Below are 24,565 nucleotides of genomic sequence, written 5' to 3' on the forward strand. Positions count from 1 at the left end.
TTCTGCTGACCGAACCGAGCCAATACAGGAAATACAGACCATGCTACGAGCATTTCTCTTGTCATTAGCATTCACGGCGCTCGCTGCCTTGTCCGCCTGCGTATCGCCGCCGTCGGGGCTGAACCTCTCGCTGGATCGCCCGACGGCAAACGACAGATACCGTATCGCCATCCATCCGCTTGCCGAGCCGATCGTGATCAACAGGATCCATGCCTGGGAAATCCGGCTGCGCACCGCATCGGGTGAATCGGTGCCGGGTGCCAGGATCATCGTCGGTGGCGGCATGCCCCAGCATGGGCATGGCTTTCCGACCCAGCCGCGCGTCACCAAGGATCTTGGCAACGGTCGCTATCTGCTCGAGGGCATGAAATTCAGCATGCCGGGATGGTGGGAAATCAAGCTGATGGTCGATGCACCCTCCGGCGCCGATGAAGTGAAGTTCAACAAAATCATCGCGACCGGTGCCGCGGCGTCGATGGCGGCGGCAGATGCCGCGCAGCGCTGATCCGGTGACCTCATGAAATCGGCAAAGAGCTGGATGATTGTCCTGATCAGCGGGGTTCTGCTGACTGGCGCTGCCCTTGCCGATTCCTTCGGCATGAAGGGCTTCGACGGCTGGAGCGCGGAAGAGATGACGCTTTTGTCTTCGATGCGCCTGTCCGAACTTGCACCTGCGCCGGTGGATCCGTCGAATGGCTATGAATCGTCCCCGGCCGCCGTCGATCTTGGCCAACGCATTTTCTTCGACCGCCGCTTCAGCGGCAACGGTACCGTGTCCTGCGCCAGCTGCCATCAGCCGGACCGGCAGTTCCAGGATGGGCGCCCGCTCGGACTTGGCATGGGCACCGGCACGCGGCGCACCATGCCGGTGGTCGGGGCCGGATACAGCCCCTTCCTGTTCTGGGATGGCCGCAAGGACAGTCTCTGGTCGCAGGCGCTGGGGCCATTGGAGGATCCGGCCGAGCATGGCGGAAACCGACTGGCGTATGCGCATGTGCTCAAGGCATACTATCGCGCAGACTACGAAGCCGTGTTCGGTCCTCTGCCGGACCTCGCCTTGTTGCCGAAGGAAGCCAGTCCGCTCGGTACGCCGGAACAACGGACAGCATGGCGCACGATGAGCGAAGATGCCCGGCGTGAAGTTTCGAGAGTGTTCGCCAACATGGGCAAGGCGCTTGCCGCCTACCAGAAGACGCTGCAGTTTCGCGAGTCGAAGATGGACCGCTACGTCGACGCCGTGATCAGGCGCGATGAGAGGGCATCACGGCTTCTCGGTCCGTCCGAGAAAAACGGGCTGCGGATCTTCATCGGGAAAGGGCAGTGCATCACCTGCCACAGCGGCCCGCTCCTGACCGACCAGCACTTCCACAATACCGGGATTGCTCCTTACGCAGCCGGCCGGCCCGACCCGGGCCGCCGTGCGGCATTCGCGATGGTGATGAATGACGAATTCAATTGCCTTGGAGGCTTCAGCAGCGCTCGACCGGAGCAGTGCGAGGAATTGCGGTTCCTTGCCTCGGATGACCGTGCCATGGAGGCGGCATTCAAAACGCCGAGCCTGCGCAACGTCGCCTTGCGTGCGCCATACATGCATGCCGGGCAGATGCCGTCGCTCGATGCAGTCGTCCGTCATTACGCGAAGGCACCGGAGGCAGCAGCCGGGCATAGCGAACTCAATCCGTTCGTCCTGTCGGAGCTGGACGTTCGTGATCTGGTGGCGTTCCTTGGCACATTGACCGGCGATGTCGAGCCGTCTCGTCGATAGTCGGTGCGGGCACTGCGGCCGGCCCACAGCATTGCGTTGTAATACGTATTCAAGGAGGATCGATTTGAATTGGACATTGCAAGTGGCATTCGAGATGGAGATGGCATCAGCCGGGCGTCTCATCCGCGCCGGGCGCCTGGACCAGGCAATGCGGCATCTGGAGCGCGCCCATGTGCTGGGGCAGCGCAGGATCATGCCGCATGTGCGCTCGCACTGGGGCATGTTGCGCGTCGCGCTGAAACGGCATGCTCTTGCCGAGGTGTCTGGCCAGGCTGTGCGTATCGTTCTCGGTGCATTGGGGTCCGCGGTGGGAATGGTCCCGATTGGCAATACCGGCGGCACCAACGTCAGCATGTTTGCGCGGCTGCCGATCGATCCCGAGCTGGCCGCATTGATTGAACAGCACCGGAGCGGACGATGAAGTGCTAACACTTATTAGCGTTCCCTGCCTTTGACGGCACGCTCGGCGATGCTTTCCCGTTTTATGTTTCAATGCTTTGGTTCTGACGGTGCGGCGTCGATTCCAGCAGGCCCGTCCGGCGGACAGGCGTATGCAGCAGACGATGCGACAGGTGGATCTGCCAGCCCGCTGTCGAAAAGCCGTTTCATTAGCCGGATCACGTCTTACAGATAAATAGAAGACTCGCAGAATGGATTATCTTATTGGAATCTCGCTTGCCGTCGCTGCATGTGGGGTAGCCGCACTTGTCGGTTTCGACCGGGAGCGCGGGTTCTACCCGATCATGCTTATTGTTATTTCAACTTACTATGTTCTGTTCGCGGTGACGGGAGGAGACAGTGAGGCGTTGTTAGATGAATCGTTGATCGCCGTTGCTTTTGTGGGGGCGGCGGTTACCGGATTCAGGTCCAGTCTCTGGATCGTTGTTGCCGCTTTGGCCGGCCACGGCATCTTCGACTTCGCGCATCATCAATTCGTCCGGAATGATGGTGTTCCTGTTTGGTGGCCGGGGTTCTGTCTCGGATTCGACATCGTCGCGGCACTGTGTCTCGGTGCGCTTCTGCTCAAGCGCTCCGAGTTGGACGCCGACAAAGGCGTCGGCAAGCAGGGCCCGTAACCTTAGACCTTATGGACAATACGACGTTACGAAAGCTTCATGGCTTGTCCGCACTGCTTCTCGCAGCCTATGCGTGCATTCACATCACTAACCATCTCGTGGGCGTGGCTGGCGTTGACGCGCATATTGCATTCATGCGCGCTCTTCGTTCGGTGTATCGCATCCCCGTCGTGGAGGCAGTGCTATTTGCAGCCGTGTCCTTTCAAGTCTGCAGCGGGCTTTATTTCGTCGTGCGTGGCTGGAGAAAACGCCAGGGGGCTGTCGCCTGGCTTCAGGCCGGCTCGGGCGCCTATCTCGCATTCTTCCTGCTCAACCATGCTGGTGCCGTGCTGTTTGGTCGTGCCGTTCTGAATCTGGACACCAATTTTCACTTCGCAGCGGCAGGCTTCCATGTACCGCCATTCCAGCTTTTCTTTGCACCCTACTATTTTCTGGGCGTGACATGCCTGTTCGTCCATCTCGGCTGCGCATTGCATTGGCACTTGAAGGAAAAGGCGGCGCGCCTCTTTGCCGTGGGCATGTCCATCGTTGTCGGTTCCGTGGTGTCGTTGCTCATCGTGCTTACACTTGCCGGGGCGTTTTATCCGGTGCAGATACCGCCCGAGTACAAGGCAACTTATGGCGGAAACCGGTAACCGCGCGCCGGAGCGCGCGCCGCTTCGCGGACTTTCCAAAGCAGGTTGAACACAGGCTTTAGCCATCCCGCGACTTCGCCGGTTCCAGCCTCATGTCCGGCCGACTGAATGATCCATGCGTCACAGGCACGATTTGGGCAATGCCGAAGCCGAGTTCGGCGACGAAAAATCCAATCAGGATAGGATGCGCTCCCAGTGCAAGTGCGTAGCCTTGCCACGTAGCGAAGAGGAATCGGCCCGCGGCGTCATAACGCCCGTAGCGCTGCTGCGTCTTTCGCAAACGCAGAATCGCCCAGACGGTGACGATGGACCCGAGAAGATTTGCCATCAGCATATGCTCGGGTGCAAACGGCGGCAGGCCGCCCGGCAGGCCAAGCAACCGTATCAGCGCATTCAGTCCGCCATGTATCGCCGTAAAAGTCCATGGCGTCGCAAAGCCGATGGTCACCACCAGGTCATACCATGCGCTGGCACGCACGATTTTCAGATAACTCGCCGGTCTGATCATTTTTCTTCCTTTTTGATGTATTGACGACAGATAAGACGAGCTTAAAGCCTGGAGTAAACTCCAGGGTCAAGCATATCTTTCGGGGAGCATGAACATGAAAATCGGCGATCTCGCACAAGCAGCCGGCGTCAGTTGCGATACCTTGCGGTTCTATGAGAAACGCGGCCTGATCCGGTCCGTTCGGGAGAGTAATGGCTACCGGCGCTATGCGCCGGAAAGCGTGCAGCTGATCGGGTACATACGCACCGCCCAGAAACTGGGCTTCAGCCTGGCGGAAATCGGGGAGAACCTGCCTTCGGTGTGGAATGCGGAAAACGCCGATGTTGCAGTGGCCGATCTGCTGTCGCAGAAAGTAAAGACGATCGACGCAAGGATTGCGGAACTGAAGCGATTGAGGAAGGAATTGCTGCTGCGGGTTGCGCAGATATGCCCGCTGGCGCAGTCCTGAATCCCTTCGCGTGGCATTCGCATCGACGCGAGCGATCCGCAAGTCGACGCCGCCCGACATGGTTGCGTCGCGTTGAAGGGTTGCAGCCATTCATGGTGCTAAGTCCGGCGGTCCCGTGGAGGCTGCTGTGCCGGATGAACAACCGCTACCCCCTTGATTGCATGGAGGGGTTGCCCGGCAGGATGCTGATGCCATCCTGCCGATGCACCGGCCGGCCACATGTTTTTCCATCGCCACCGGCAGTCACGGAAGCGCGCGACTATTCAGAGGCTTGGCGGCACTGAAATACCATGGCAGATACTCTACAAATTTCGGCAGATTGTCGCAAGACAGACTCTATCAACTTCCCTACACTAGATACCCGCTGGCGAATGAAACGCACCTTCTTCCAGTCAATATCCTTGTGCATCCCGTGATCCACCTATGACAACCAAGACAGCAGTCCTCGACAGCGCAGCTATCCCCTCCGCACCTCCAGCCACAGAAGAATCCAAGGGAACCTTTTTCGCTGGCATCGTCGGGCTGGCTGCATTCGCTCACTTGTTGAACGACCTGATTCAGGCGATGCTGCCTTCCATCTTTCCAATGCTGAAGACGCAGTTTTCGCTCAGCTTCGGTGAGATTGGCATGATCGCGCTGACGTATCAGGTCACCGCTTCCTTGTTGCAGCCATGGGTTGGTCTATACACCGACAAACACCCCAAGCCTTACCTGCTTCCCTCCGGGATGATGGTGACTTTGCTGGGCATCGTGCTCTTGGCGACTGCCGGCAGCTACCCCATGCTGCTGCTTGCCGCTGCGGTAGTGGGTGTCGGATCCGCGACCTTCCATCCGGAAGCATCGCGGGTGGCCCGCATGGCCTCCGGCGGTCGGTTCGGTACGGCTCAGTCTACCTTCCAGGTGGGTGGCAATGCCGGTTCGGCGATTGGTCCGTTGCTCACCGCGGCCATCGTCATTCCGCACGGACAGCCGGCGGTCGCCTGGTTCGTGATTGCGGCAATGGCCGCCATCGCCGTTCTGCTTCGCCTTACCGGATGGACACTATCCCACGGACATGCCCAGCTGAAGGGACTGGGGCGCAACCAGAAGGAAGGGCTCAGCCGCGCCGGCGTCATTCAAGCCATCGTGGTCATCTGTATCCTGATGTTTGCGAAGTTCGTGTACATCGCGCTATTCACGAACTACTTCACCTTCTACCTGATGCAACGGTTCAGCCTGGGCGTTCAGGAAAGCCAGATCTTCCTGTTCATTTTTCTGGCGTCGGTGGCCATCGGTACTTTTGCAGGCGGGCCGGTGGGCGACCGCATCGGCCGCAAGGCGGTCATCTGGATTTCATTCCTGGGTGTTGCACCGTTTGCCCTGGCGCTGCCCTACGCCAACCTGTTCTGGACCGCTGTTCTGGCCAGCACGATTGGCCTGGTGATGTCCTCCGCATTCGCTGCACTCGTCGTTTATGCCCAGGAGGCGGTCCCCGGCCGCGTCGGCCTGGTGTCCGGATTGATGTTTGGACTGATGTTTGGCATCGGCGGCATTGGTGCCGCGGGTCTGGGGCAACTGGCCGATGCGTATGGAATTGTATGGGTCTACGGTATTGCGTCTTTCCTGCCTCTTCTTGGCCTGGCTACAGCCTTCCTCCCGAGTACTCGCCGCTAAATGCGGTTGGGATGAATCAGGTGTATCCGATCTTCGCTGTTCATTCAGCTGCCTTGGCTCTGGAGAAAGTCCGCCCGACCGGAGGGATGGATCTTGGTAAGCGAATCAACAGGTGCCTTGCCGCGCCGATCTGCCAGATGCTTGATCGCCCAGTCAATCGGCGTTGTTCGGCTTCATGGAGCTGAACCCCTCACTCACTTCGCGCGTTCCCTGGCATCGGGCGGATTGAATCATCCTGCCGTCACCACGCTTGGCAGAACGGCGCCGACCGCATGGTCAATCGCATACAGCCAAGTCCCATCAGCCTGACGCCGAACAACCTCCGCTGAGCTGCCGAAAACCATTCGATCACAGGTCGCGTGTAATTGGTTGCAATGAGGTGGCATAAGCTGCGGATAGGCGATTGCTTATCCTCAAAGGCTCAGTTCCGTCGTTGACATGCGCAAGCGCTTTTTGTCCTCCATCAGCCACGAGCAGCCATCGAGAAATGTTCGGAACTCCTGGCTCAGTGCTTGATGTGGTGAATTGGCGCGGCGGCCGTAGCCCCATCATCAAAATCCATGGTATCCATATCCATGTCGGTTGCGACCGGCTCCCCGAAAATTTTGAGCCATAGAAAGCCTGTCATTCCTGCTGCAAGCGAGGCCAGCAAAATCGCCATTTTCGATGCGTTGATCACTGCATTCTCGCCGGTAAAAGCGAGATTGGTAATGAAGATAGACATCGTAAAGCCGATACCGCCCAACAAGCCGGCGCCAAAAATATGCCGCCATTGCAAATCCAATGGGAGCTTGCAAATGCCCAACGCAACTGCAACCACGCACATGAGGGTAATGCCGAGCGGCTTGCCTGCTACAAGACCGGCGATGATGCCCAGGCTGTTTTCTGACAGGAGCTCCTGCGCCCAATCTCCGCCGATGACGATGGCGGTATTTGCCAAAGCGAAGATTGGGAGGATTACAAAGGCGACTGGCTTGTGAAGGAAGTGCTCCAGGCGATGTGAGGGCGATTCTTCATCGTCCTGCCGTGCTGAGAATGGAATGGCGAACGCTAGCAGCACACCTGCAATCGTCGCGTGTACGCCAGATTTGAGCATCAGAAACCACATCACTGCACCGCCGAATAGATACGGAGATAGTGTTCTCACCCCCAGCAATCTGTTCATGGCAAGGAGTAGAGCGAACACCGCGAACGCTCCCAGCAGGTATTGGGCCGACAACTCGGCCGTGTAAAAGAGGGCGATCACGATAATGGCGCCCAGATCATCCATGACGGCTAGTGCGGTCAGAAAAACTTTGAGTGACGCCGGCACGCGGCTACCTAATAGCGCGAGAACGCCGAGCGCGAACGCAATGTCGGTGGCCATTGGTATGCCAATTCCCGACTGGGTGGGCGTACCTGAGTTGAAGCCGAAGTGGATCAGCGCTGGCACTGCAATACCGCCGGCTGCAGCAAAGATAGGCAAAAGTGCGTTCTTGAAGTTTGACAACTCGCCGTTATACAGCTCGCGCTCCAGTTCCAAGCCAATGAGCAGAAAGAAAATCGCCATCAATGCGTCGTTAATCCAGTGCTCGATGCTTAGGCCTGCGATATACACATGCCACATGTGCTGGTAAGCCTCGCCCATAGGCGAATTTGCCAGCGACAGAGAGATTGCTGTGCAGACAATGAGAAGAATGCCGCCGGCCTTTTTAGAGTCGAAGAACCGCTTGAAGGTGTTTGATAACTTTCTTTCTGTCCTCGCCATAACAATCTTTCAAATCGTAAATATAATTGCCGATTGCAGTTTGATGGTGTTTTTGTCAATAAGTGCTGTCCTTGAGATCAATGCATTTATTAAAACCAAGCGCTTTTCAGAGCTCAACGGCTTACTTGCGCATACGGTACGTAATTCTTTCTGGTAGTAAGCCCTTTCCGTGCCGTTCTGCGGTCGCTTTCCGCAGCAACAACGCCGCCATTGGGATCTGCCTGACCCATTCGCCCAAAAATACGACCAGAATCAACAGCACGATACCTGCAGTCAGGGTTGAAAGTCGGCCACGCCCACCAGACTTCACGTTGATGACGGACTGCCCGATCATTGCGCAGCCCGCCATGCCGCCAATAAAGCCAGTGGCAATGTTCGAGATCCCTTGGCCTACACACTCGCGGTTCTTGTCGCTCCCGGTATCGGCTTCCCACTCAGCGCGGGTAGGTAAAGCCGGTGCGAATATCCATTGGTACCAGGCGGCTGCCCTCGCGCACCATCAGCCGCTGAGGCGGTTCGTCGCCTGCCAGTGCGCGCGGCCTGACGGACAGTCCTTCACCACTGCGCAACAGTGGGTCGCAGCGTTCGTACACGTTCCGGCAGCCCGTGGCATGAAGGAGCGCCTGCACCACAGGCACCTTCCAAAGGTCGACGCCACCGGCATTGAACTGGCAAACGAGATAGCCTGCGATGCCGCCATAGCTGTGCACCAGAAGACCAGGCAGGCCGTCCTTTTCACCATCGATCAATTGGAACAGCGCTTGCGGATCAGCACGGCGCAGCGCATCGGCGCGAACAAGCACGGCAGCCTGTACGCGTCGCTTTATCATCGCGTGATCAACCGGCTCGTCCTCGCGTAACGTCCAGACGCGGGCGGCGATCTGCGATTTCGCGTTATAGGCCGCGCGGGCCAGGAACTGGCGAGCCGACGATTGCACGATTGCCGTGGCGCCCGGTTTGTTGCGCTCTTGCGGCTTGCCGTCAACCCTTTCGACGGCGGAGACATAAATCCACGGGTCGCCGGAAAGCAGTCCTTTTTCCTTGCCCTGCTTGATGGTGATGATGAGCATGCGCTGCTTTCATTTTGAGGAACGGGATGATACCGCAAGCTGCCAGCGTTCCCTATCGCTGCATACTGCTCCTGAAGTGATCTGTTCAGCGCCGCCAACTTGGAAAATCGCAATTATCGGTACAGCGCCCGCGCCGTAGCCGAAACAGGCCGTCGGCGTAGGCTGGTCAGCACCGTGCGATACGCTACGAGGTCAGTCCGCGAAGAAGGCTGCTGTCGGTCGGAATCGGCGCTTCGGCCAACCCTGGTGCAACCTCCGGATCCGGCGGACTTGCCGGCTCAAGTGCGGGCACTGCATCGTCCCATTCCCGGCCCCAGCGCGTTGCCGCAATCGCTATGGCACCAGGGTGGCTAAGTCTTGCCTTGAGTTCAGGAAGGCGGCGTTTCCCGATACGCCTGTCCGCAGCGAGCAAAATATCCACGATCTGCCAACGGTCGGCGAAAGCGAAGCGAAGCAACTGGTCAGTTGGCGTGTCGATGTACTCACGCAATAAATTCGATATCGACGATACGTCAGTTTCGTAAGGATAATGCGTGGCGTTTTCGCCGAAATCACGTGGGTAATCCCAGATTACGTCTTTGCCCAGCGTGCACCAGTAGCGGGGCAGGTCGGTACTGCCACTGGCCGATGCCATGCGGTACATGCGGCACTGGATCTGCAGACGCAGCCCCTCAGCAAAAAGTTTGCTGAGCTCGCGCTGTAGTTTGCTCCATGGTTTCACATCTGCCTTGGGTTTAAATAGCTGCACACATGATAACCGCTGGCGTTGCAATACCCAAGGAGTGGTCTTCGTCGTTGCAGCGTCCGTTCCTGACGGAAACCTAAAATTGGTTTGCGGCGATACCTGCCGTTAGAGAAGGGCGGCAATCGGCCGATTCTGTTGAAAAAGCCGCTAAGTAATATGCAGGTGAGTTGCTCAGCTGTTAATCCAATTCTCGGAACGAATTAGTGCGCCCAAAAAGCGGCATATTGACTGGGTGCGACGACTTATTCAATGACCACTTGTAGCAAACCGATATTGCTCGGGAGTTTTTCAACACTATCGGTCGGAAGCTGACATTGGCGAAGGAAGAACTATCTAGCCAGGAAAGTTGATTCGCTCGGCTCAGTGCCTGGCATAGGCCAGGAAATACAAGGAAGAGAGGTGAAGCGTGTTGGCTTGTTCAATCAGGTTTTACCCTGCCTTTGGGAATCACCCGGTAGCCTTCAAACAATTGCCCCGGATATTTTTTCGATATCTCGCGTTGCGCCCTGAGCATTTCGTCATAGGTCATCAACCGATAAGTTGGCACGGTTTCGTAAATGGCTTCGTGGCCTCCCGGGTAATGTTCGTTTGGTCGCCATCCAGTCCAGCGCTGGATTAACCATACCCTGTCCCTCCTGATATTTTCCTTGACTGCATCGATTGCTTTGCGTGCTTGGGTGTAATCATCCATAGGGTTCTGTTATTCCATAACATGCCTGCAAATTGCGCCATGGACGCTGTGTACATAAGACAGAACACTGAAAAGAATAGTTTTATGGCTTGGATGCTCCTGACAAATTTTGTAGGAAACCGCATGCAGGGCAGTTGGGTCGCCGGATAAATTTCCATACATAAATCCGCCTGGATAGAAGAAAAGCCTCCAAGAACTTGGCACGCTTTCTGCCGTCAATCATTAAGCATGGTATTTCCTCCACATGCCAAAACGTTGCTTAACCACAAGAGGTGAATGTATGGAAAAGAATGACGTAATTTCGACCCTGAACGAATTGATCCAAACCTGCAAGGACGGTGTGGAAGGATTTCGCACCTGCGCCGAGGACATCAAAAACCCGGAATTGAAGACGTACTTCAACGATCGGGCCGAGCGTTGCACCCGTGCTGCCGAAGAGTTGCAGGACCTGGTCATTGCCTATGGCGGCGACCCTGCAACGTCGTCGCATCTGAGCGGCACTTTGCATCGGCGCTGGGTGGATGTTCGTGCTGCGATTACCGGAAAAAGCGATGAGGACGTTCTGGATGAATGCGAACGGGGCGAAGATGTGGCCAAGCATTACTATGAAGCCGCGCTCAAGAAGGAACTGCCAGAAGACGTTCGTCTGATTGTGGAAGACCAGTATCGTGGTGTTCAGCTGAATCACGATCAGGTAAAGGGTATGCGCAACCAGGCGCGCGCACGTCATTGATCTGACCGTTCGAAGGAGGCGTGAATCGCCTCCTGCCTTTCCTGTGCAGATGTCCCATTCCGGCGATTTACGATAAAAAATCCCGCACAAATCAGTGATGTGCAGATCATGCCCGACCGGCCGGCAATGAACCGGACTGGAACAGGCGCTCGAATTCCGGCGCCGGCAACGCCTTGGAAAAGAAGAATCCTTGACCGAAATCGCATCCCGCAACACGCAGTATCGCTTCCTGCTCCGGCTTTTCAATGCCTTCGGCAATCACTTTCAGTCCAAGCCGATGCGCCATGGCGATGGTGGACTCGGCGATGGCGCGGCTGCCTTCATTGAACTCGATGTCCTGCACGAAGCTTTGGTCGATCTTGATGTAGTCGATGTGGAAGCGCTTGAGATAGGCAAGAGAGGAATAGCCGGTTCCGAAATCGTCCAATGCCACCTGTATGCCAGCGTCGCGATAACGATCAAGCGTTTTTGCGACATTCTCCGAGGCGTTTAACAGGACCCCTTCCGTGATTTCCACTGCAATACACCGTGTGGACAGCTTCATGGCCTCGAGAAGGGCAACCCAATCCGCAGGGGTGCCGGGCAAAAACTGAACGGGCGAACGGTTCACGCTGATCTCGAAGGGTGCCCGCCGTGCGATGCTCCAGCGATCGGCCCATCGGGCCGATTCCTTCAAAACCCAATCCCCGATTTCGTGAATCAACCCGGATTCTTCCGCAAGCGGAATGAATTGCGCAGGACCGACCAGTCCCAGCCTGGGGTGCTTCCACCTCAACAGCGCCTCTGCTTTGCAGATCTCCTGCGATCGGAGATTGACGATTGGTTGAAAGTGAACTTCCAGCTGATTGCTTGCCAGTGCTTTTCTCAGGTCACGGATGAGTCGCGCCCGATGCTGTACTTCCTTTTGCATTGCTTTCGTAAAGAATCGAAAGTGATTGCGCCCGCCTTCCTTGGCTGCATACATCGCCTGATCGGCGTTTCGTATCAGTTCCTCCGAGGAAGTCGCGTCTGTAGGGTAGAGCGTGATGCCGACGCTGGCGGAAATATGGGCAATCTCGTTCTTGAGCTGGAAGGGCTTGCCCAGAGCCTGAATGATTTTCTGCGCCAAATGCTCGATATGCGGGTGATCGTGCAGATCGGTCAGGATGACCGTGAATTCGTCTCCGCCCAGGCGCGCAACGGTATCGGTGTCACGTACGCAACTTCTTAGTCTTCCCGCTACCTGGGATAACAATTGGTCGCCCGCATCATGTCCGAGCAGGTCATTGACTTCCTTGAAGTGGTCGAGATCGATGAAGAGCAAAGCCACCTCGATACCGGACCGGTGGGCTCTGCGGAGTTCCTGTTCGAGGCGATCCCGGAACAGGCGCCGGTTGGGCAATCCCGTCAGGGAATCAAAGCTGGCGTGGCGCCAGACCAGCTCTTCCGAGGCTTTCTTCTCCGAGATGTCGGACATTGTGCCCGTGAAGCGAACGGGACGCCCGCTCGCATCGCGCGACACCACCGTTCCGCGCGAAAGAACCCATTTATAAGCCTCATCCTTGCAACGCAGGCGATATTCGATATCCAGGGCCGAGCCCTCTTTTAACGCCTGCATCACGCGATCTACGACGGTGTTCGTGTCTTCAGGGTGAATTCGCTCAAGCCACGCCTTGTAATCATCCGGGAATTCCTGGTCCGTGAAACCAAGAATGCGCTTCCAGCGCGGGCAATAGGTGACGGCATGGTTGCGGGTATCCCAATCCCAGATCCCATCCCGCGCACCTTCCAGCGCGAACTGGTAGCGTTCGATGCTTTCCTTCAACGCCTCCTTGGCGCGCTTCTGCTCGGTCACGTCGTGACCCTGGACAAAGATGCCTGATACTTTCCCGTCCGATCCAAATAGTGGTTGGTAAAGCAGATCGATCCATATATCCGTCATCGGACCATTTGGCGTCTGCTGGAAGCGGACAGGCAATTCGCGCCCGACGAATGGTTCGCCTGTAACGAAGATTTGATTGAGCAAGGCAATATAGCCTTGTTCCTCCAGCTCCGGTAATGCTTCCCGGACGGGCCTGCCGATCAGGGGACGGTGTCCGACAACTTGGTAATAAGCTTGATTGACGATCTCGTAGACGAGCGATGGACCTCTCAGGATGGCGACGAAACCGGGTGCCTGCTCGAACATGTTGCGCAACTGTGCTCGTTCGGCTTCGAGAGCCGTAATGCGTTCGATTACCGTAGCGCAATTGCCAATGGCATAGCGAAACTCGTCAGGTAAGGATTCCGGTTTATCACCCATTTTTTCGCCGCCCTGTTATTGAAAAACGAGCCGAAAGACGCCTCATGCAGCGGGGATCAGCGGATTCATTCGTTATAGAGCAAATGCCCGGTGCCTAGTTCTTCAAAACGATACGGAAGTGTTATCCCGGAAAGTGAAATGTTCAAAAACAAGCCATTGAATCAACGACCGCAACCACGCTACCGGGGAAGAATCCTCATGGCATGATTTTCTGCCGCATTTCAACTACATGAGTACGAAGAGCTTTGCATGACAAGATAGGCGCGGCATCCTGTTACCCTGCGACGCTAAGGTTAAAATTGACCCCTTTTTGAACGGGGATCTAGAACGATGCGGCTGAAACCTTTCATCCTGGCCTTTGCGACAATGGCGGTAACGGCGATGCCTTGTCTGCCGCTCTTTGCTGCTGAAATAACGGGAGCAGGTGCCACATTTCCGTATCCCATCTATGCCCGTTGGGCACAGGACTATCGAATCCTCACCGGCACCGGCCTGAACTATCAATCGATAGGTTCCGGTGCGGGCATCAAGCAAATCAAGTCCAATACCGTGGATTTCGGCGCCTCCGACAAGCCGCTGAAAGCGGAGGAATTGGAGAAGCATGGATTGGTGCAATTTCCCGCCATCATGGGAGCGGTCACGCCGGTGGTGAATATCAAGGGCATCGGTCCGGGTGAACTGATGATGTCGGGTCCGGTACTGGCGGATATATATCTCGGAAAAATTACCAGGTGGAATGCGCCGGAGATTGCCGCCCTTAACCCGACCCTGAAGCTTCCTGCGCAAGACATCGTGGTCGTGCGCCGCTCGGACGGTTCCGGCACCACGTTTCTATTCACCGATTACCTGGCGAAGGTAAGCCCGGCATTCAAGTCGCAGGTAGGCGCCAGCACCGCGGTCAAATGGCCTGTGGGTATCGGCGGCAAGGGCAATGAAGGCGTTGCGGCTTACGTTCAGCGCATTTCCAATTCCATCGGCTATCTCGAATATAACTACGTCAAGCAACTCAAGATGAGTCACATGCAGTTGCGGAATCGGGATGGCCAGTTCGTGCATCCGGGTGATGAATCGGTGAAAGCCGCAGCCTCCAATGCGAACTGGACGCAGACCCCGGGTTTTGGCGTCGTCCTGACGGATCAACCCGGCAGGGATAGCTGGCCGATAACCGGGACATCCTTCATCTTGATGCACAAGGTGCAGGCTGATCCGGCAAGAGGATTGGAAGTGCTGAAATTTTTCGACTGGGCGTACAAGAACGGCAATGCAACGGCTGCCAGGCTGAGCTATGTTGCGCTGCCGCCGGCGCTGGTTGACCAGGTGCAGCAGGTGTGGAAAACGGAGCTCAAGGACAGTTCCGGCAAAGCGGTTTGGTAGAGTGACGCTACGGGCGATTGCTGCCTGTCTCTACCGACATTGGCGCATCAGTCGGCACGGTCGGATCACCGACGAAAGCGATAGCAAGCATCGGCGACAAGAAAGTGCTGCGAGATGATGGGAGGTATAACTGAATACCCTGACAATCCACCGGCATGATGGGCGTTATGGGTCAGAGGCAGACGATAGGGAAGGTTGACAACCGTCCAAGTCGCCAAAGAAATGACACAAAAAAATCCCGCGACATTTGCAGATAGCGGGAGAAGTGCCTCAGAGGAATGAGCCTCGGCTCGCCACCGGTGCTCACAATACAGCGTAGACCGTCAGACTTAGGGGGGGCTTAAAGTGCAATCAAATTTTTTCGATGAAGGTGTGCTGTTATAGACAACAAAATTGATCGCGACCATTCCCCGTGTATGTGTGGTGCGTTCTGTAGTTGTCTTTCTGGATCCGATTGAAGGACCGGATAAAGGTGCTGCCAAAGCAGATCGCATTTGCGCGTCATCTGGCCGGGCTGATCACACAATACACCTGGAATAGGGTGACAAATTGCACCAGTTGACCCGCTCTCCCGACTTCAGTAAAAGAGTGCCGTATCGGTACATATGGTTATCGATTCCAATAAGGACCTCGAACGCCTCGCGTGCGATATATCTGTTCTCTGCTTTGATCGAATAGGTTCCAAATGTCCAGCAATGGCTGATGGAGCAATTGATACTGGATACATGGCCGGATGGCGTGCAGACGCACTTCAACATGGAGAATACCCACGCACTCGTGTTGCCGTACATCCTGCGCCCATATTCTGATTTATACAAACCTTTTAAGCAGTCCTCGCCAGTTCAGTCGCATGGACGTGTAAATACCGGTTCATTATCGCGAAAGCCATTCTTCATTGCAGTTATTTGGCGATTTGCATAATTTTAATAAGTATGTTGCTTGCTCCAATATAGCGAGTAGTATTGGACATCTGAAAACTGGTTCGGCCACTATTTTCCAGCCCTTCAACGTGATAGGAAAATTTATGCTGACAGTTCTTGTGGTAGACCCATATCCCGCTCTGGCCGACACCATCGCCGACATGTTGAGGGCGTGTCAACATGTAGCGATTGCACTTGATGATTATGCAGCAGGCCTTAAGTTGCTCGACACAGTTGCATTCGATGCGCTTATTGTTTCTATTGATGATAGTGACGTAATCAGCGTTTCATTTGCTTTAGCTGCCAAAGCAAAGCAGCCAATGCTATTCGTGGTTGGCGTCGGAAATTTTTCTGATCAACCTTCCGAACTTGCCGGCTCCACAATCGATGTATTTGTCGGTAAGCCATTTTCCGTTGAACAGATAGAGCGCAGCTTCCGAGATCTGGATGGGGCACTACGTATCATGGTAAAACGCGCAGCGGCAGCATCGACAGAATGAACGCCGGACCATGTGCAAATGACCGATGTAAAGAAGCTTCATGGATGTTCAGGCGATTTTCCCTCCAACTGCATCAAGCCCGCTCTAGCAGCAGCTCAGAGATGATTTGTCCCCGGCTTCGGCCTGCTCTGCAAAAAGATTGTTGAATTTGAGTCCTTGCCTTCCAACGCAATACCAGCTGTTAGCCCACATAGACGATCAGGCAGTGCGCAAAACTACAGGAAACAGTGCCTTCGAACAGGCAAAAATTAAGTGCACTGCTCACACCCGACCCAACATAAGGCGCAAGGTAGCGCCAAGTACACGACTGATGGTGATCAGCCATGCCTGGCAATAAGTTCGATCACGGTGCGTTCAGTTTTCCATCGACCGTTCATGGCTTGGTGATGCGGCATTTCGCCACTGTTGTACACTCGACGAACCACAAGGAGACACCATGACGCAGGAAGAAGTACTTGCCACGTTTCGACAACTCGCCAGCGACGTGGAGACTGAATTGCCTGGGCGTAATGAAGTGATTCTGGAACTGGCTCAGTTGCTGGCTGATTCGCGGGGCAGGTTATCCAAGGAAAACTTCGAGGCATTGGTGCGCATAGGCAGCGCGCTATACAAGGATGGGCACACTCAATTCAAGGGTAAATCGGATGTCGACACAATCATGAGGCGATCATCCGAGAACCAGGAGGGCAAATAGCGATGAGTCATTTCATCAAGCCGGGTAACCGGTTTTTCCAGAAAATTGCTCTTTCCAAAAGGGAACTGCAGTGACCGTTATAGTATCCGTCAAGATCAACGACGGCGTTGTGATGGCGGCTGATAGTGCCAGTTCGTTCGCCAGTGGCATGACCTATTACACCTCCCGAAAAATCATGAACCTCCGCGAAGGATTGCCCGTTGGGGTGATGGTAACCGGAGCAGGGGGTATTGGCAGTGAATCGATCGCCACGTTGCTCAAAGACCTGCGCCGGAGGCTGAGCGGGAAGGAAATTACCCACGCGGACTGGACGCTCGCGATGGACAACTACACTGTGCAGGGTATCGCAGAGCGACTGCGCCAATTTCTGTTTGAAGAAAAATCCATGGCCCATGGCGCGACGACCTGGACCAAGTTGCGCCTTTGCGGCTACTCCGCCGGACGCCCGTTAGCAGAAATATGGGAGGTCAATCTAATGGGGGAAACGTGTCCGCCACCATTCTGCATACAAAGCGAGCAACAATTTGGACTGCGCTGGGATGGCGAATATGAAGCGCTGGACCGACTGGTCTTCGGGCTAGGAACCCGTTTTAATGAGTTTGCGGTCAAGCATGGACTTTCCGAACAACAAGCCGCGGAATTGCGGGAAGAACTTGTCCCGAATCTGTATGAACTGATGTTCGTCGAAGCCATGCCGATGCAAGATGCCATCGATCTGGCCCGCTACCTGGTCGAAACCACGATAGGCTTCGTCAAATATTCCGTGTCTCGTGCCAAAACCGTCGGCGGGCCGATCGAAATCGCGGCCATCAGCAAGCACGAAGGTTTTCAATGGATTCAACGCAGGGATGTGCAAGCGAACCCATGATAAGAGGATTGAGCCGCTGGCGGCACATGGGTAACCATGGTCATTGGTGAAGGGCAGGTATCCGCCAATAGCTGCAGACAGGAAGCGGCATGGAGGCCATACATGACGCCGGGAATCACCGAGGAACAAGGCCACCAGCGCGAAGCGCTTGAGGCAGTTGCCATATTGCGCTGAAGCGCCGAGACACAACAAAACACCGACACCATGTCGCTTATCAAGTAAGCAAAACCACCAGGTTTTCCCCTGCCGCGCGGGAGGACATGATGTCGGATGACCCCCCGCGCATTCTTTGATCGCCTCCGGCTTTCGGCAGGCTCCCTTTCGATTCCGTGCACACTGCCGGATCCCCATCCGTGCGAAACCGTGAAGCCGGTCCGTGAGGGCTTCACGGAGAATCAGGGCGTGCGGCTAACGAGTTTCTTCCGGATTGTTGCGGCAGCCATCCGGGACATCGCCGTGGTTGAGTGCGAACGGTGTCACGGATAACCTGCTCAGGTTGTGGAAGTCAAGACATGCCAACGTCGGCCAATTTGAGACGTGTAATGTGCATTGAGGTCGGGACATGCCTGCCGCTTCCTGCAGCGGCAGGCCTTCCGACATAAGTAATTCCGGGCGTGCGCTCAGGCGATCCGTTCCCGGACTGGCCGGCTCGCTGCATCTAGGTCGCAATTCGCCTCAACGATCGAACCGCGGCTGCAAACACGATAATTGTCAGCAGCGTTGTCATGCCAAGTATCTCCAACCTCAATTCACCCGCCGGTGCCGGGGCCTGAAACTTCGGAAGCTTCTCAAACTCGGCAGGCCCGAACTTGCGTTCATGAAACACGAACGGATAGTAGTACTGCCGGAGTTCCTTGTGAAATTGCGCAATCCGGTCCTGGTAGGTCAGCTGGCCCTGCAAGTCTGTATTGGCCAGGCGGTGCAGCAGCACCTGTATGCCGACCGACGGCAGGAACCAGCCGGCCAGTCGCGTCGCGTCGTCACGCTTTGCCAGGCTGCGGCGGTACGCCGATACCAGGGGCGCTACCGCATCGTCTCCGGCTTGATGCATCGCGTAATACCATTTCCAGTGAAACCGGACATTGACCGGCGGCGTGTCACGCCACTCCGGATGCGTCCTGAAGAACTTTTCAAACGTAACAGGCTTGGGCAAATCCCAACCCTGGTGCACTTCCTGGCGCTGTGCCAACATGAGCTCGACGCCCTTGGCAACCGGCACGGTGCGCGTAATCAGCGCATTCAATGCGGTCGGCAGGACGAGGGTAAGGACGACGAAACATCCCAGTAATGCCGCCGCACTTGCCGCCGACGATCGCGCAATGCCGGCAATCAGCAGGCTCAGGCAGAACCAGAAGCCGATATATACGGATGCAATCACGAGCGCACCGAGGATCTCCGGCGCTTTGGCGTTCGAGAGCAATGCAGCAACGCCGAATGGAATTGCAACGACTGCATAGACGAGCAGATACCGGAGTAACGTGCGTTTCAGCCAGAATCCGGTTTGCGATACCGGCAGTGAACTCACCAACCTTAGCCGCCCGGATTCCCGTTCGCTGGTGACCAGGTCGTGCAGGAGTGCGATGACGATTAGCGGAACGAGATAAATCAGGACAAATGCAAAATCGAAACGTCCCGGCAATGCCAGCTCCGGGTTGATCGTCTCGGATTCATAGAGCTGCGAGTGCAGGCCCAGCAGCCTGATGCGCAATGCGAATGGTTGCAGATCGCGCTGGCCTGCGGCCGCAAATGCCAGCGGAGCAGGGGCATCCCAGGTGAGGTGATTGGTGTAGTACGCGGCATAGCCGGCCTCGCCGCCGTCCTTGTATTTCGCCGCAACCCGCGCGACATCCTCCCGGTGGGCGGCGGTAAAACGTTCCAGCGCCGCGTTTTGCATGCTTACCGAACGTTGCCCGCTCCAGATTGCGAGCAGGGTGACCAGCAGCAATAAAGCCAGCGCGCCGGTTGCCAGGCGCGACTGAAGAAGCAACTTCAGTTCGAGGTTCGTGGTGCTCATTTCAGCAGCCTTTCAATACGTTTTCCGATCCAGAGGACGGCGGTAGTCAATACGCCGAGCCATAGCAGCAGAATGGCCAAGCCGGGTATCGCATGCTCGCTGATCGTTTGCTGCCGGTCCGGCGGGATGTAGTTGAACCTGGGAAGATCCTGCCAGTGATGTTTGCCGACACGCTGCGCGCGGTCGTTTTCATACCGCACTTCGGTGGCATGCAGGTCATTGAGTGCCTGGATCAATGCAAAACGGTACTTCTCCGCCTCGACCAGGAAGTGCTCATGATGTTCGCGGCTCGTACCGGCCAATGCCATCGACATGCGCTGCAGGGCAATAACCGGACTGACAATGCCGAACCGGTTGATGAATGCGCTCTGCCGGTCCTGCGTTTGGAAATCCGCCTGCATGTACTCATCGAACAGTTCGCTGGTCAGGCGCTCTCCTTCCGCCAGCAGCAAGCCGCCGTAGTTGACGGGAAGGTCTTCGACACGTGACACGCCGTATCTGGCGAGCACCTGCTTGCGGAAATCCGAGAAGTAAGGATCGTTCGGATTGTGGCTGTCACCGATTTGGCCGAGTGCAGTCTGGATGGCGACGTCGGTTTCGATTCGTGTCGGCAATACGGCTTTTTCCGCGGCGATGCCGGGAAGCACCCTGGGCAGCAGAATGACCGTGGCCATCCAGATTCCGACCAGAAGGAGCAGCGCATCCCGGGCCCGGGGAACGACGGCCGAAATCAACACCGAGCCGATGACCCAGATGAAGAGGTAAAGCGAGTAGCCCAGGATGATCATCAGCGACGTAACTCCCGCGCCGTCGGTGACCATGCCGATCACGGCCAGGACGATCAGCGCGGGAGCGGACAGCAGCAATGCCGCCATCGAATGACCGACGATCTTTCCGGCCAGGAGCGGCACGCCCGCGACTCCCTGGCATAGCACCAACCGGATCTGGCCATTTTCCCGTTCACGCGCGACGCTTCCGAAGGCGAGGAAAACAATCAGCAGGGGAACCAGCGTCTGCAAGACGAAAGCCGGGGTCAGCTGGCCAAAGCGCAACAGCAGGGAGCACTGGCGCGCATCGCTGAAGTTGGCCGAGTTTTGCCGGTGCCCCTCCAGGTAAATGGCCCGGCCGGTGAAAGGATCGACGCCAAAGTCGAAGAAGGAGAGCGGCTCCAGGGGACGAAACACGAAGTGCCCGTAATGGACAACCCGGTGAGGGTGCCTGTCGGGCTGCGCATTCCAGTGCTCGTCCGCAACCGACTGGAACTTGACTCGTTCCGCCTCGATCGCCTGCTTGTGCTGCATGCTGACCACGGTCGCCGCAAGCGTCAGCACAACCAGCAGCAAGACTCCCGTAACGGCCACGCGCTTGCGCCATATGTGGCGCAGTTCTTCATAAGCGATCCACGATACCGTGGACAAGAATGCGGACTTCATGCTGCAGTCCTTCCCGCGGCGTAGTGCTCGTACAGCATCCGTATATCGAAGCGCTCGGTGCCGGCGGCGGTGAATTCTTCAATGATGATACCGCGGTCAAGGAAGCCGATGCGGTCGGCCACTTCCGCCGCGCCCAGCAAATCATGGGTGACCATGAATATGGCGACATGTTTCTCCTTGAGTGTTTTGAGAAGCTGGTTGAAGTCGCTGGTTGCCTGCGGGTCGAGACCGGTCGTCGGCTCGTCCAGCAGCAGGACCGGCACCGAGCGCGCCAGTGCGAGAGCAATGGCCACCTTCTGCCGCATGCCTTTTGAAAATCCACCCAGTTTCCGGTCCCATGCCGTGGAATCCAATCGCACGGAGGTCAGCGCTGTTTCAATCCTTTGTGCATCCGCACCGGCGCCGGCCAATCGAAGAAAATACTGCATGTTCTCGCGCGCGGTCAGATGCTCGTAGAGCGCAACGTTTTCCGGAACGTAGGCCACCTGGGCCCGCACGGCAACCGGATTGCGTGCAGGATCGAGTCCGCATACCTGCACCGTCCCCTTGCTGCATTCGACGAAGCCGAGAAAGGCGCTCAGGGTCGTCGACTTGCCGGCGCCGTTTCCGCCAAGAAGGGCGTAAACTTCCCCACGGCGTACCTGGAGGGTCAGGCCGCGCAAAACCGCCGTGCCCTTGTAACGGACCTCCAGCTGATTGGCCTCGATGGCCATTGTATTGACATCGTTCATATCAACCTTTTCTGTATTTACCTTGTCACTGTCGGGACGGGTTTAGAACTTGGCCTGCATGCCCAGCGTGATGGTGCGGGGAGCGCCGGGCGTGACCCATGTGCGTTGGAAGGAATTGTTGTAGTAGGTCTTGTCAAAGACATTGTCGATATCCAGGGAAAATCGGAGCGTCGGGCTGTAACGCCAGTAAGCGGCGATTTTTGCGACGGTGTAGGCCGGCAGGTCGAATGAGGGCGTTCCGAGTGCAGCCTGCAGTCTCGTGCGGGCCTCACCCAGGCGTTTGCCGCTATAGGTGAATCCACCGCCCAGGCCGAACTGCTGGCTGGTCTCATTGGTCCATTCATGCATCAATAGCAGGCTGCCGTTGATTCTGGGAATATTCAGCAGCCGGCCGCCGACCTCCAGGGTGTTATCGCGCAGGACCGTGGCGTCGATATAGGAAAGACTCGCATTGATGCGCCAGTTTTGCGTGATCTGCCCGGTCAGGTCGGCGTCCATGCCGCGGCTGCGCAACTCGCCTGCGGTGATCGAAAAGCCCGTGTTCGCCGGATCTGAGGTCAAGACATTTTTCTTTTTGATGTTGTACAGCGCGACAGTTGCCCCGAGCGTTTTTTCCGTGTTTTCCCACTTTGCGCCGATTTCAAATGCACGGCCCTGTTCGGGCGAAAACGATGCGCCTGCCGCGCTGGCGCCGTTATTGGGACGGAAGGACTTGCCCAGGTTTGCAAAGAGCGTCCATTGGGTGTCTGGTAAGTAGCTGACGCCGATTCTCGGCGAGGTGGCAGTCGGGTTTTGCTCCGTACGTCTACCCGTGATTCGATTGAATAGTGACTGCTCCACCCGGTCGAACCGGACCCCGCCAAGCAGACGCCACCTTTCTCCCAGGCTTAAGGTATCTTGCAGATACAACGCGATACCTTTCTGGTCTTCGCTTGTGTTGGTATTGGGTCCCGGAACAGGCTGCGGCTGACCATAGACCGGATTCAGCACATCGATCGCATAGGGCGTTGCAGTCGGGTCCGTACGCAGCATCAATTGATTGGCGTCGAGCCAATACATTTCGGAGCCGATCAGAACCTCATGAGAGATGCCGCCTGATTTGAAACGTCCGACCGCCTCGGCCTGCAAGGTCGTGTCGTCGGAGGCGTAATCACGATACCGGCGTTGCCGGCGCAGTGTGCTCTGGCCCGTTTGCAGGGTCGGCTGAGGTTCGGTGGAAAAGCCTTCGAGGGAATTCTTCTTGTATGAAAGGCCCAGCTTGGCTGACCAGATCTCATTGAACAGATGTTCCGCGACGAGCTGATGGGTTTGGTTGTTCACCTTCACGTTACCGTCAGCGGGTTCCCCGAGAAAACGTTCACGCGGAATAGCGCCGAGCTGATTGTCGACAGCGGCAATTCCGCGATCCAGCGGCGCTTCGTGGCGCAGAAACTCGCCGGAATAGTCGATTCTTGTGTTCCGTGAGGCCTTCCAGGCGAGCGCCGGCGCGATGAAATACCGCTTGGACTCGACGTGGTCCCTGAAGCTGTTACGGTCTTCCACTGCGGCATTGAGTCGATACGCGAGGGTTTCCGATATCGGGCCGGTGGAGTCGGCCGCTACGCGGTAAAAATCGTGGCTGCCGGCATAAGTTTCAAGCGAATGGGCCGGCTTCCATAGTGGCCGCTTGGTAACGATGTTGACCGTGCCTCCCGGTTCGCTCGTCCCATACAAGGCCGCGGACGGTCCCTTCAGAAATTCGATGCGTTCGATATTTGCCGTATCCCGCGGGGCATTGAAACCGCGGTTTGCGGAAAAGCCGTTGAGCAGCAGCGGCATGCCGTTGTTGATATCGCCGGAAAGCCCGCGAATGGCGATGTTGTCCCACAGCCCGCCAAAGTTATTCTGACGCGAAATGCCGCCGACAAAATCAAGGACATCGTCGACCCGAACCGCGCCAAGGTCGTCGATCGTCTGCCTGGACATGATGCGGACCGACTGCGGAACTTCCCTTAGCGGCAACTCGGTTTTCGTTCCGCTTGCCTCTTCGGCATGGTAGCTGCCTCCCGTACGTCTGCCCACCACTTCGACCGCTGGCAAATTTACTTCCGCCGCCTGTGGGCTATTTTGTCCGATTGCTTGTGCGTTCTGTGCTGTCGCATTTGCACTCAACAGCGCAATCGCAATTGCGATCGGTGTCAGTCGTGTCGCGGCAATAGCCATATGAAACTCCGTTTCTTATCAAGGATTAATGAGGTGTGACCTGCCGCGAAGCCGACAGGGATTACTACGTCCATTGATCCGGGCGTCAGAACACGCGTGCATGACACGGCAGCCCTGCCGTTGGCGAACGCCGTTTACGGAGCGCGCAAAGAGGGTGTCACGCGGGTATGACCCGCGACCTCGTCAGACACGGACGAATGACAAGGCGCCGCCAGTAACTTGGCGGTCAGCCCAGGATCAATGGATGGAGGTGATCAGATGCGCGGTGGTGCGCGGGAAGAGAAATGGCAACTGAAGGGAGCTTGCCAGGATATGAAAGCGGCCCAGAGCGCAAGAACGTGTGTGCCCGGCATGGGCACAAGCGCGAACGGCGGTGATTGGACGCTTGCTCCAAGTGTTGCAGCGTCAAACAGGGGACAGTCGTGAGCGTCTTCGTCCGAACCGGCTTGTTCCGAAATGATCGAGCCGGCAAGGGAA

22 protein-coding genes and 2 pseudogenes are annotated in these 24,565 nt (G+C 56.6%); 12 read left to right on the plus strand and 12 right to left on the minus strand.

Features of this window, described 5'->3' with window-relative positions:
- Positions 1 to 58: 58 nt before the first annotated feature.
- The 5 genes from VGU61_RS21865 to VGU61_RS21885 all read left to right on the plus strand — a co-directional run bounded on the left by VGU61_RS21865 (position 59) and on the right by VGU61_RS21885 (position 3,476).
- Entirely contained in the window at positions 59 to 505 is a 447-nt protein-coding gene (locus VGU61_RS21865) for a FixH family protein (RefSeq protein WP_326861432.1), read from the plus strand.
- Positions 506 to 517: 12 nt separating this feature from the next.
- Positions 518 to 1,765 carry a cytochrome-c peroxidase gene (locus tag VGU61_RS21870; protein WP_326861433.1) on the plus strand — a complete coding sequence of 416 codons (1,248 nt, stop codon included), beginning with the start codon at positions 518 to 520 and terminating at the stop codon, positions 1,763 to 1,765.
- Positions 1,766 to 1,829: 64 nt separating this feature from the next.
- Positions 1,830 to 2,186: a DUF3703 domain-containing protein gene (locus tag VGU61_RS21875; RefSeq protein WP_326861434.1), complete on the plus strand. Its 357-nt coding sequence runs from the start codon at positions 1,830 to 1,832 to the stop codon at positions 2,184 to 2,186.
- A gap of 229 nt (positions 2,187 to 2,415) precedes the next feature.
- Positions 2,416 to 2,841, plus strand: coding sequence for a hypothetical protein (locus VGU61_RS21880; protein ID WP_326861435.1), 426 nt, complete (start codon positions 2,416 to 2,418; stop codon positions 2,839 to 2,841).
- Between the two features lie 44 nt (positions 2,842 to 2,885).
- Positions 2,886 to 3,476 (plus strand): hypothetical protein, encoded by a 591-nt coding sequence (locus VGU61_RS21885; protein ID WP_326861436.1) that lies wholly within the window; start codon positions 2,886 to 2,888, stop codon positions 3,474 to 3,476.
- A 58-nt stretch (positions 3,477 to 3,534) separates the two neighbouring features.
- On the opposite strand, the gene VGU61_RS21890 is transcribed toward VGU61_RS21885, so the two are convergent.
- Positions 3,535 to 3,984, minus strand: a complete 450-nt coding sequence (locus VGU61_RS21890; RefSeq protein ID WP_326861437.1) for a hypothetical protein — start codon at positions 3,982 to 3,984, stop codon at positions 3,535 to 3,537.
- Between the two features lie 94 nt (positions 3,985 to 4,078).
- On the opposite strand from VGU61_RS21890, the gene VGU61_RS21895 reads away from it, so the two are divergent.
- Together VGU61_RS21895 and VGU61_RS21900 are read left to right on the plus strand one after the other, a co-directional pair.
- The gene (locus VGU61_RS21895) at positions 4,079 to 4,432 is read left to right on the plus strand and encodes a MerR family transcriptional regulator (protein WP_326861438.1); all 354 of its coding nucleotides are present in this window, start codon (positions 4,079 to 4,081) and stop codon (positions 4,430 to 4,432) included.
- A 423-nt stretch (positions 4,433 to 4,855) separates the two neighbouring features.
- Complete coding sequence (locus VGU61_RS21900; RefSeq protein WP_326861439.1) at positions 4,856 to 6,085, plus strand: MFS transporter; 1,230 nt, start codon at positions 4,856 to 4,858, stop codon at positions 6,083 to 6,085.
- Between the two features lie 505 nt (positions 6,086 to 6,590).
- Here the strand turns inward: VGU61_RS21900 and nhaA are convergent.
- The 5 genes and pseudogenes from nhaA to VGU61_RS21925 all read right to left on the minus strand — a co-directional run bounded on the left by nhaA (position 6,591) and on the right by VGU61_RS21925 (position 10,338).
- A complete protein-coding gene (gene nhaA / locus VGU61_RS21905) occupies positions 6,591 to 7,832 on the minus strand; it encodes a Na+/H+ antiporter NhaA (RefSeq protein ID WP_326861440.1) in 1,242 nt (413 codons plus the stop codon).
- A gap of 196 nt (positions 7,833 to 8,028) precedes the next feature.
- Positions 8,029 to 8,256, minus strand: a pseudogene (locus VGU61_RS21910) (SulP family inorganic anion transporter); the annotation flags it as partial.
- A gap of 10 nt (positions 8,257 to 8,266) precedes the next feature.
- Positions 8,267 to 8,902, minus strand: a complete 636-nt coding sequence (locus VGU61_RS21915; protein WP_326861441.1) for an SAM-dependent methyltransferase — start codon at positions 8,900 to 8,902, stop codon at positions 8,267 to 8,269.
- A 184-nt stretch (positions 8,903 to 9,086) separates the two neighbouring features.
- Positions 9,087 to 9,650, minus strand: a complete 564-nt coding sequence (locus VGU61_RS21920) for a hypothetical protein (protein ID WP_326861442.1) — start codon at positions 9,648 to 9,650, stop codon at positions 9,087 to 9,089.
- 415 nt (positions 9,651 to 10,065) lie between these two features.
- Positions 10,066 to 10,338 carry a hypothetical protein gene (locus tag VGU61_RS21925; protein WP_326861443.1) on the minus strand — a complete coding sequence of 91 codons (273 nt, stop codon included), beginning with the start codon at positions 10,336 to 10,338 and terminating at the stop codon, positions 10,066 to 10,068.
- A gap of 280 nt (positions 10,339 to 10,618) precedes the next feature.
- Between VGU61_RS21925 and VGU61_RS21930 the strand changes: the two genes are divergently transcribed.
- Positions 10,619 to 11,071, plus strand: a complete 453-nt coding sequence (locus VGU61_RS21930) for a PA2169 family four-helix-bundle protein (RefSeq protein ID WP_326861444.1) — start codon at positions 10,619 to 10,621, stop codon at positions 11,069 to 11,071.
- 106 nt (positions 11,072 to 11,177) lie between these two features.
- Here VGU61_RS21930 and VGU61_RS21935 read toward each other — a convergent pair whose 3' ends face one another.
- Positions 11,178 to 13,352: a putative bifunctional diguanylate cyclase/phosphodiesterase gene (locus tag VGU61_RS21935; protein WP_326861445.1), complete on the minus strand. Its 2,175-nt coding sequence runs from the start codon at positions 13,350 to 13,352 to the stop codon at positions 11,178 to 11,180.
- 330 nt (positions 13,353 to 13,682) lie between these two features.
- On the opposite strand from VGU61_RS21935, the gene pstS reads away from it, so the two are divergent.
- The 4 genes from pstS (at position 13,683) to VGU61_RS21955 (ending at position 17,708) form a co-directional block, all read left to right on the plus strand.
- Positions 13,683 to 14,726 (plus strand): phosphate ABC transporter substrate-binding protein PstS, encoded by a 1,044-nt coding sequence (gene pstS, locus VGU61_RS21940; protein ID WP_414691684.1) that lies wholly within the window; start codon positions 13,683 to 13,685, stop codon positions 14,724 to 14,726.
- A 1,024-nt stretch (positions 14,727 to 15,750) separates the two neighbouring features.
- On the plus strand, positions 15,751 to 16,146 hold the full coding sequence (locus VGU61_RS21945; protein ID WP_326861446.1) for a hypothetical protein: 396 nt from the start codon (positions 15,751 to 15,753) through the stop codon (positions 16,144 to 16,146).
- Between the two features lie 436 nt (positions 16,147 to 16,582).
- The gene (locus VGU61_RS21950; protein ID WP_326861447.1) at positions 16,583 to 16,840 is read left to right on the plus strand and encodes a hypothetical protein; all 258 of its coding nucleotides are present in this window, start codon (positions 16,583 to 16,585) and stop codon (positions 16,838 to 16,840) included.
- 70 nt (positions 16,841 to 16,910) lie between these two features.
- A complete protein-coding gene (locus VGU61_RS21955) occupies positions 16,911 to 17,708 on the plus strand; it encodes a hypothetical protein (RefSeq protein WP_326861448.1) in 798 nt (265 codons plus the stop codon).
- A gap of 658 nt (positions 17,709 to 18,366) precedes the next feature.
- Here VGU61_RS21955 and VGU61_RS21960 read toward each other — a convergent pair.
- The 5 genes and pseudogenes from VGU61_RS21960 to VGU61_RS21980 all read right to left on the minus strand — a co-directional run.
- A complete protein-coding gene (locus VGU61_RS21960) occupies positions 18,367 to 19,722 on the minus strand; it encodes a DUF3526 domain-containing protein (RefSeq protein ID WP_326861449.1) in 1,356 nt (451 codons plus the stop codon).
- Complete coding sequence (locus VGU61_RS21965) at positions 19,719 to 21,155, minus strand: DUF3526 domain-containing protein (protein WP_326861450.1); 1,437 nt, start codon at positions 21,153 to 21,155, stop codon at positions 19,719 to 19,721. The genes VGU61_RS21960 and VGU61_RS21965 overlap by 4 nt, the downstream gene beginning before the upstream one ends.
- A complete protein-coding gene (locus VGU61_RS21970) occupies positions 21,152 to 21,886 on the minus strand; it encodes an ABC transporter ATP-binding protein (RefSeq protein WP_326861451.1) in 735 nt (244 codons plus the stop codon). Before VGU61_RS21970 ends, VGU61_RS21965 begins: the two co-directional genes overlap by 4 nt.
- 42 nt (positions 21,887 to 21,928) lie before the next feature.
- On the minus strand, positions 21,929 to 24,088 hold the full coding sequence (locus tag VGU61_RS21975; RefSeq protein ID WP_326861452.1) for a TonB-dependent siderophore receptor: 2,160 nt from the start codon (positions 24,086 to 24,088) through the stop codon (positions 21,929 to 21,931).
- Between the two features lie 254 nt (positions 24,089 to 24,342).
- Positions 24,343 to 24,565: pseudogene (locus VGU61_RS21980) on the minus strand (hypothetical protein); the annotation flags it as partial.

Origin of the sequence: Noviherbaspirillum sp., from assembly GCF_035944575.1 — a bacterium.
Lineage (GTDB): Bacteria > Pseudomonadota > Gammaproteobacteria > Burkholderiales > Burkholderiaceae_D > Noviherbaspirillum.

Coding starts and splice junctions, on each gene's coding strand:
- VGU61_RS21870 (WP_326861433.1), top strand. CDS start 518: ATGAAATCGGCAAAGAGCTGGATGATTGTCCTGATCAGCGGGGTTCTG.
- VGU61_RS21880 (WP_326861435.1), top strand. CDS start 2,416: ATGGATTATCTTATTGGAATCTCGCTTGCCGTCGCTGCATGTGGGGTA.
- VGU61_RS21890 (WP_326861437.1), bottom strand. CDS start 3,984: ATGATCAGACCGGCGAGTTATCTGAAAATCGTGCGTGCCAGCGCATGG.
- VGU61_RS21895 (WP_326861438.1), top strand. CDS start 4,079: ATGAAAATCGGCGATCTCGCACAAGCAGCCGGCGTCAGTTGCGATACC.
- VGU61_RS21900 (WP_326861439.1), top strand. CDS start 4,856: ATGACAACCAAGACAGCAGTCCTCGACAGCGCAGCTATCCCCTCCGCA.
- nhaA (WP_326861440.1), bottom strand. CDS start 7,832: ATGGCGAGGACAGAAAGAAAGTTATCAAACACCTTCAAGCGGTTCTTC.
- VGU61_RS21915 (WP_326861441.1), bottom strand. CDS start 8,902: ATGCTCATCATCACCATCAAGCAGGGCAAGGAAAAAGGACTGCTTTCC.
- VGU61_RS21925 (WP_326861443.1), bottom strand. CDS start 10,338: ATGGATGATTACACCCAAGCACGCAAAGCAATCGATGCAGTCAAGGAA.
- VGU61_RS21930 (WP_326861444.1), top strand. CDS start 10,619: ATGGAAAAGAATGACGTAATTTCGACCCTGAACGAATTGATCCAAACC.
- VGU61_RS21935 (WP_326861445.1), bottom strand. CDS start 13,352: ATGGGTGATAAACCGGAATCCTTACCTGACGAGTTTCGCTATGCCATT.
- pstS (WP_414691684.1), top strand. CDS start 13,683: ATGCGGCTGAAACCTTTCATCCTGGCCTTTGCGACAATGGCGGTAACG.
- VGU61_RS21945 (WP_326861446.1), top strand. CDS start 15,751: ATGCTGACAGTTCTTGTGGTAGACCCATATCCCGCTCTGGCCGACACC.
- VGU61_RS21950 (WP_326861447.1), top strand. CDS start 16,583: ATGACGCAGGAAGAAGTACTTGCCACGTTTCGACAACTCGCCAGCGAC.
- VGU61_RS21960 (WP_326861449.1), bottom strand. CDS start 19,722: ATGAGCACCACGAACCTCGAACTGAAGTTGCTTCTTCAGTCGCGCCTG.
- VGU61_RS21965 (WP_326861450.1), bottom strand. CDS start 21,155: ATGAAGTCCGCATTCTTGTCCACGGTATCGTGGATCGCTTATGAAGAA.
- VGU61_RS21970 (WP_326861451.1), bottom strand. CDS start 21,886: ATGAACGATGTCAATACAATGGCCATCGAGGCCAATCAGCTGGAGGTC.
- VGU61_RS21975 (WP_326861452.1), bottom strand. CDS start 24,088: ATGGCTATTGCCGCGACACGACTGACACCGATCGCAATTGCGATTGCG.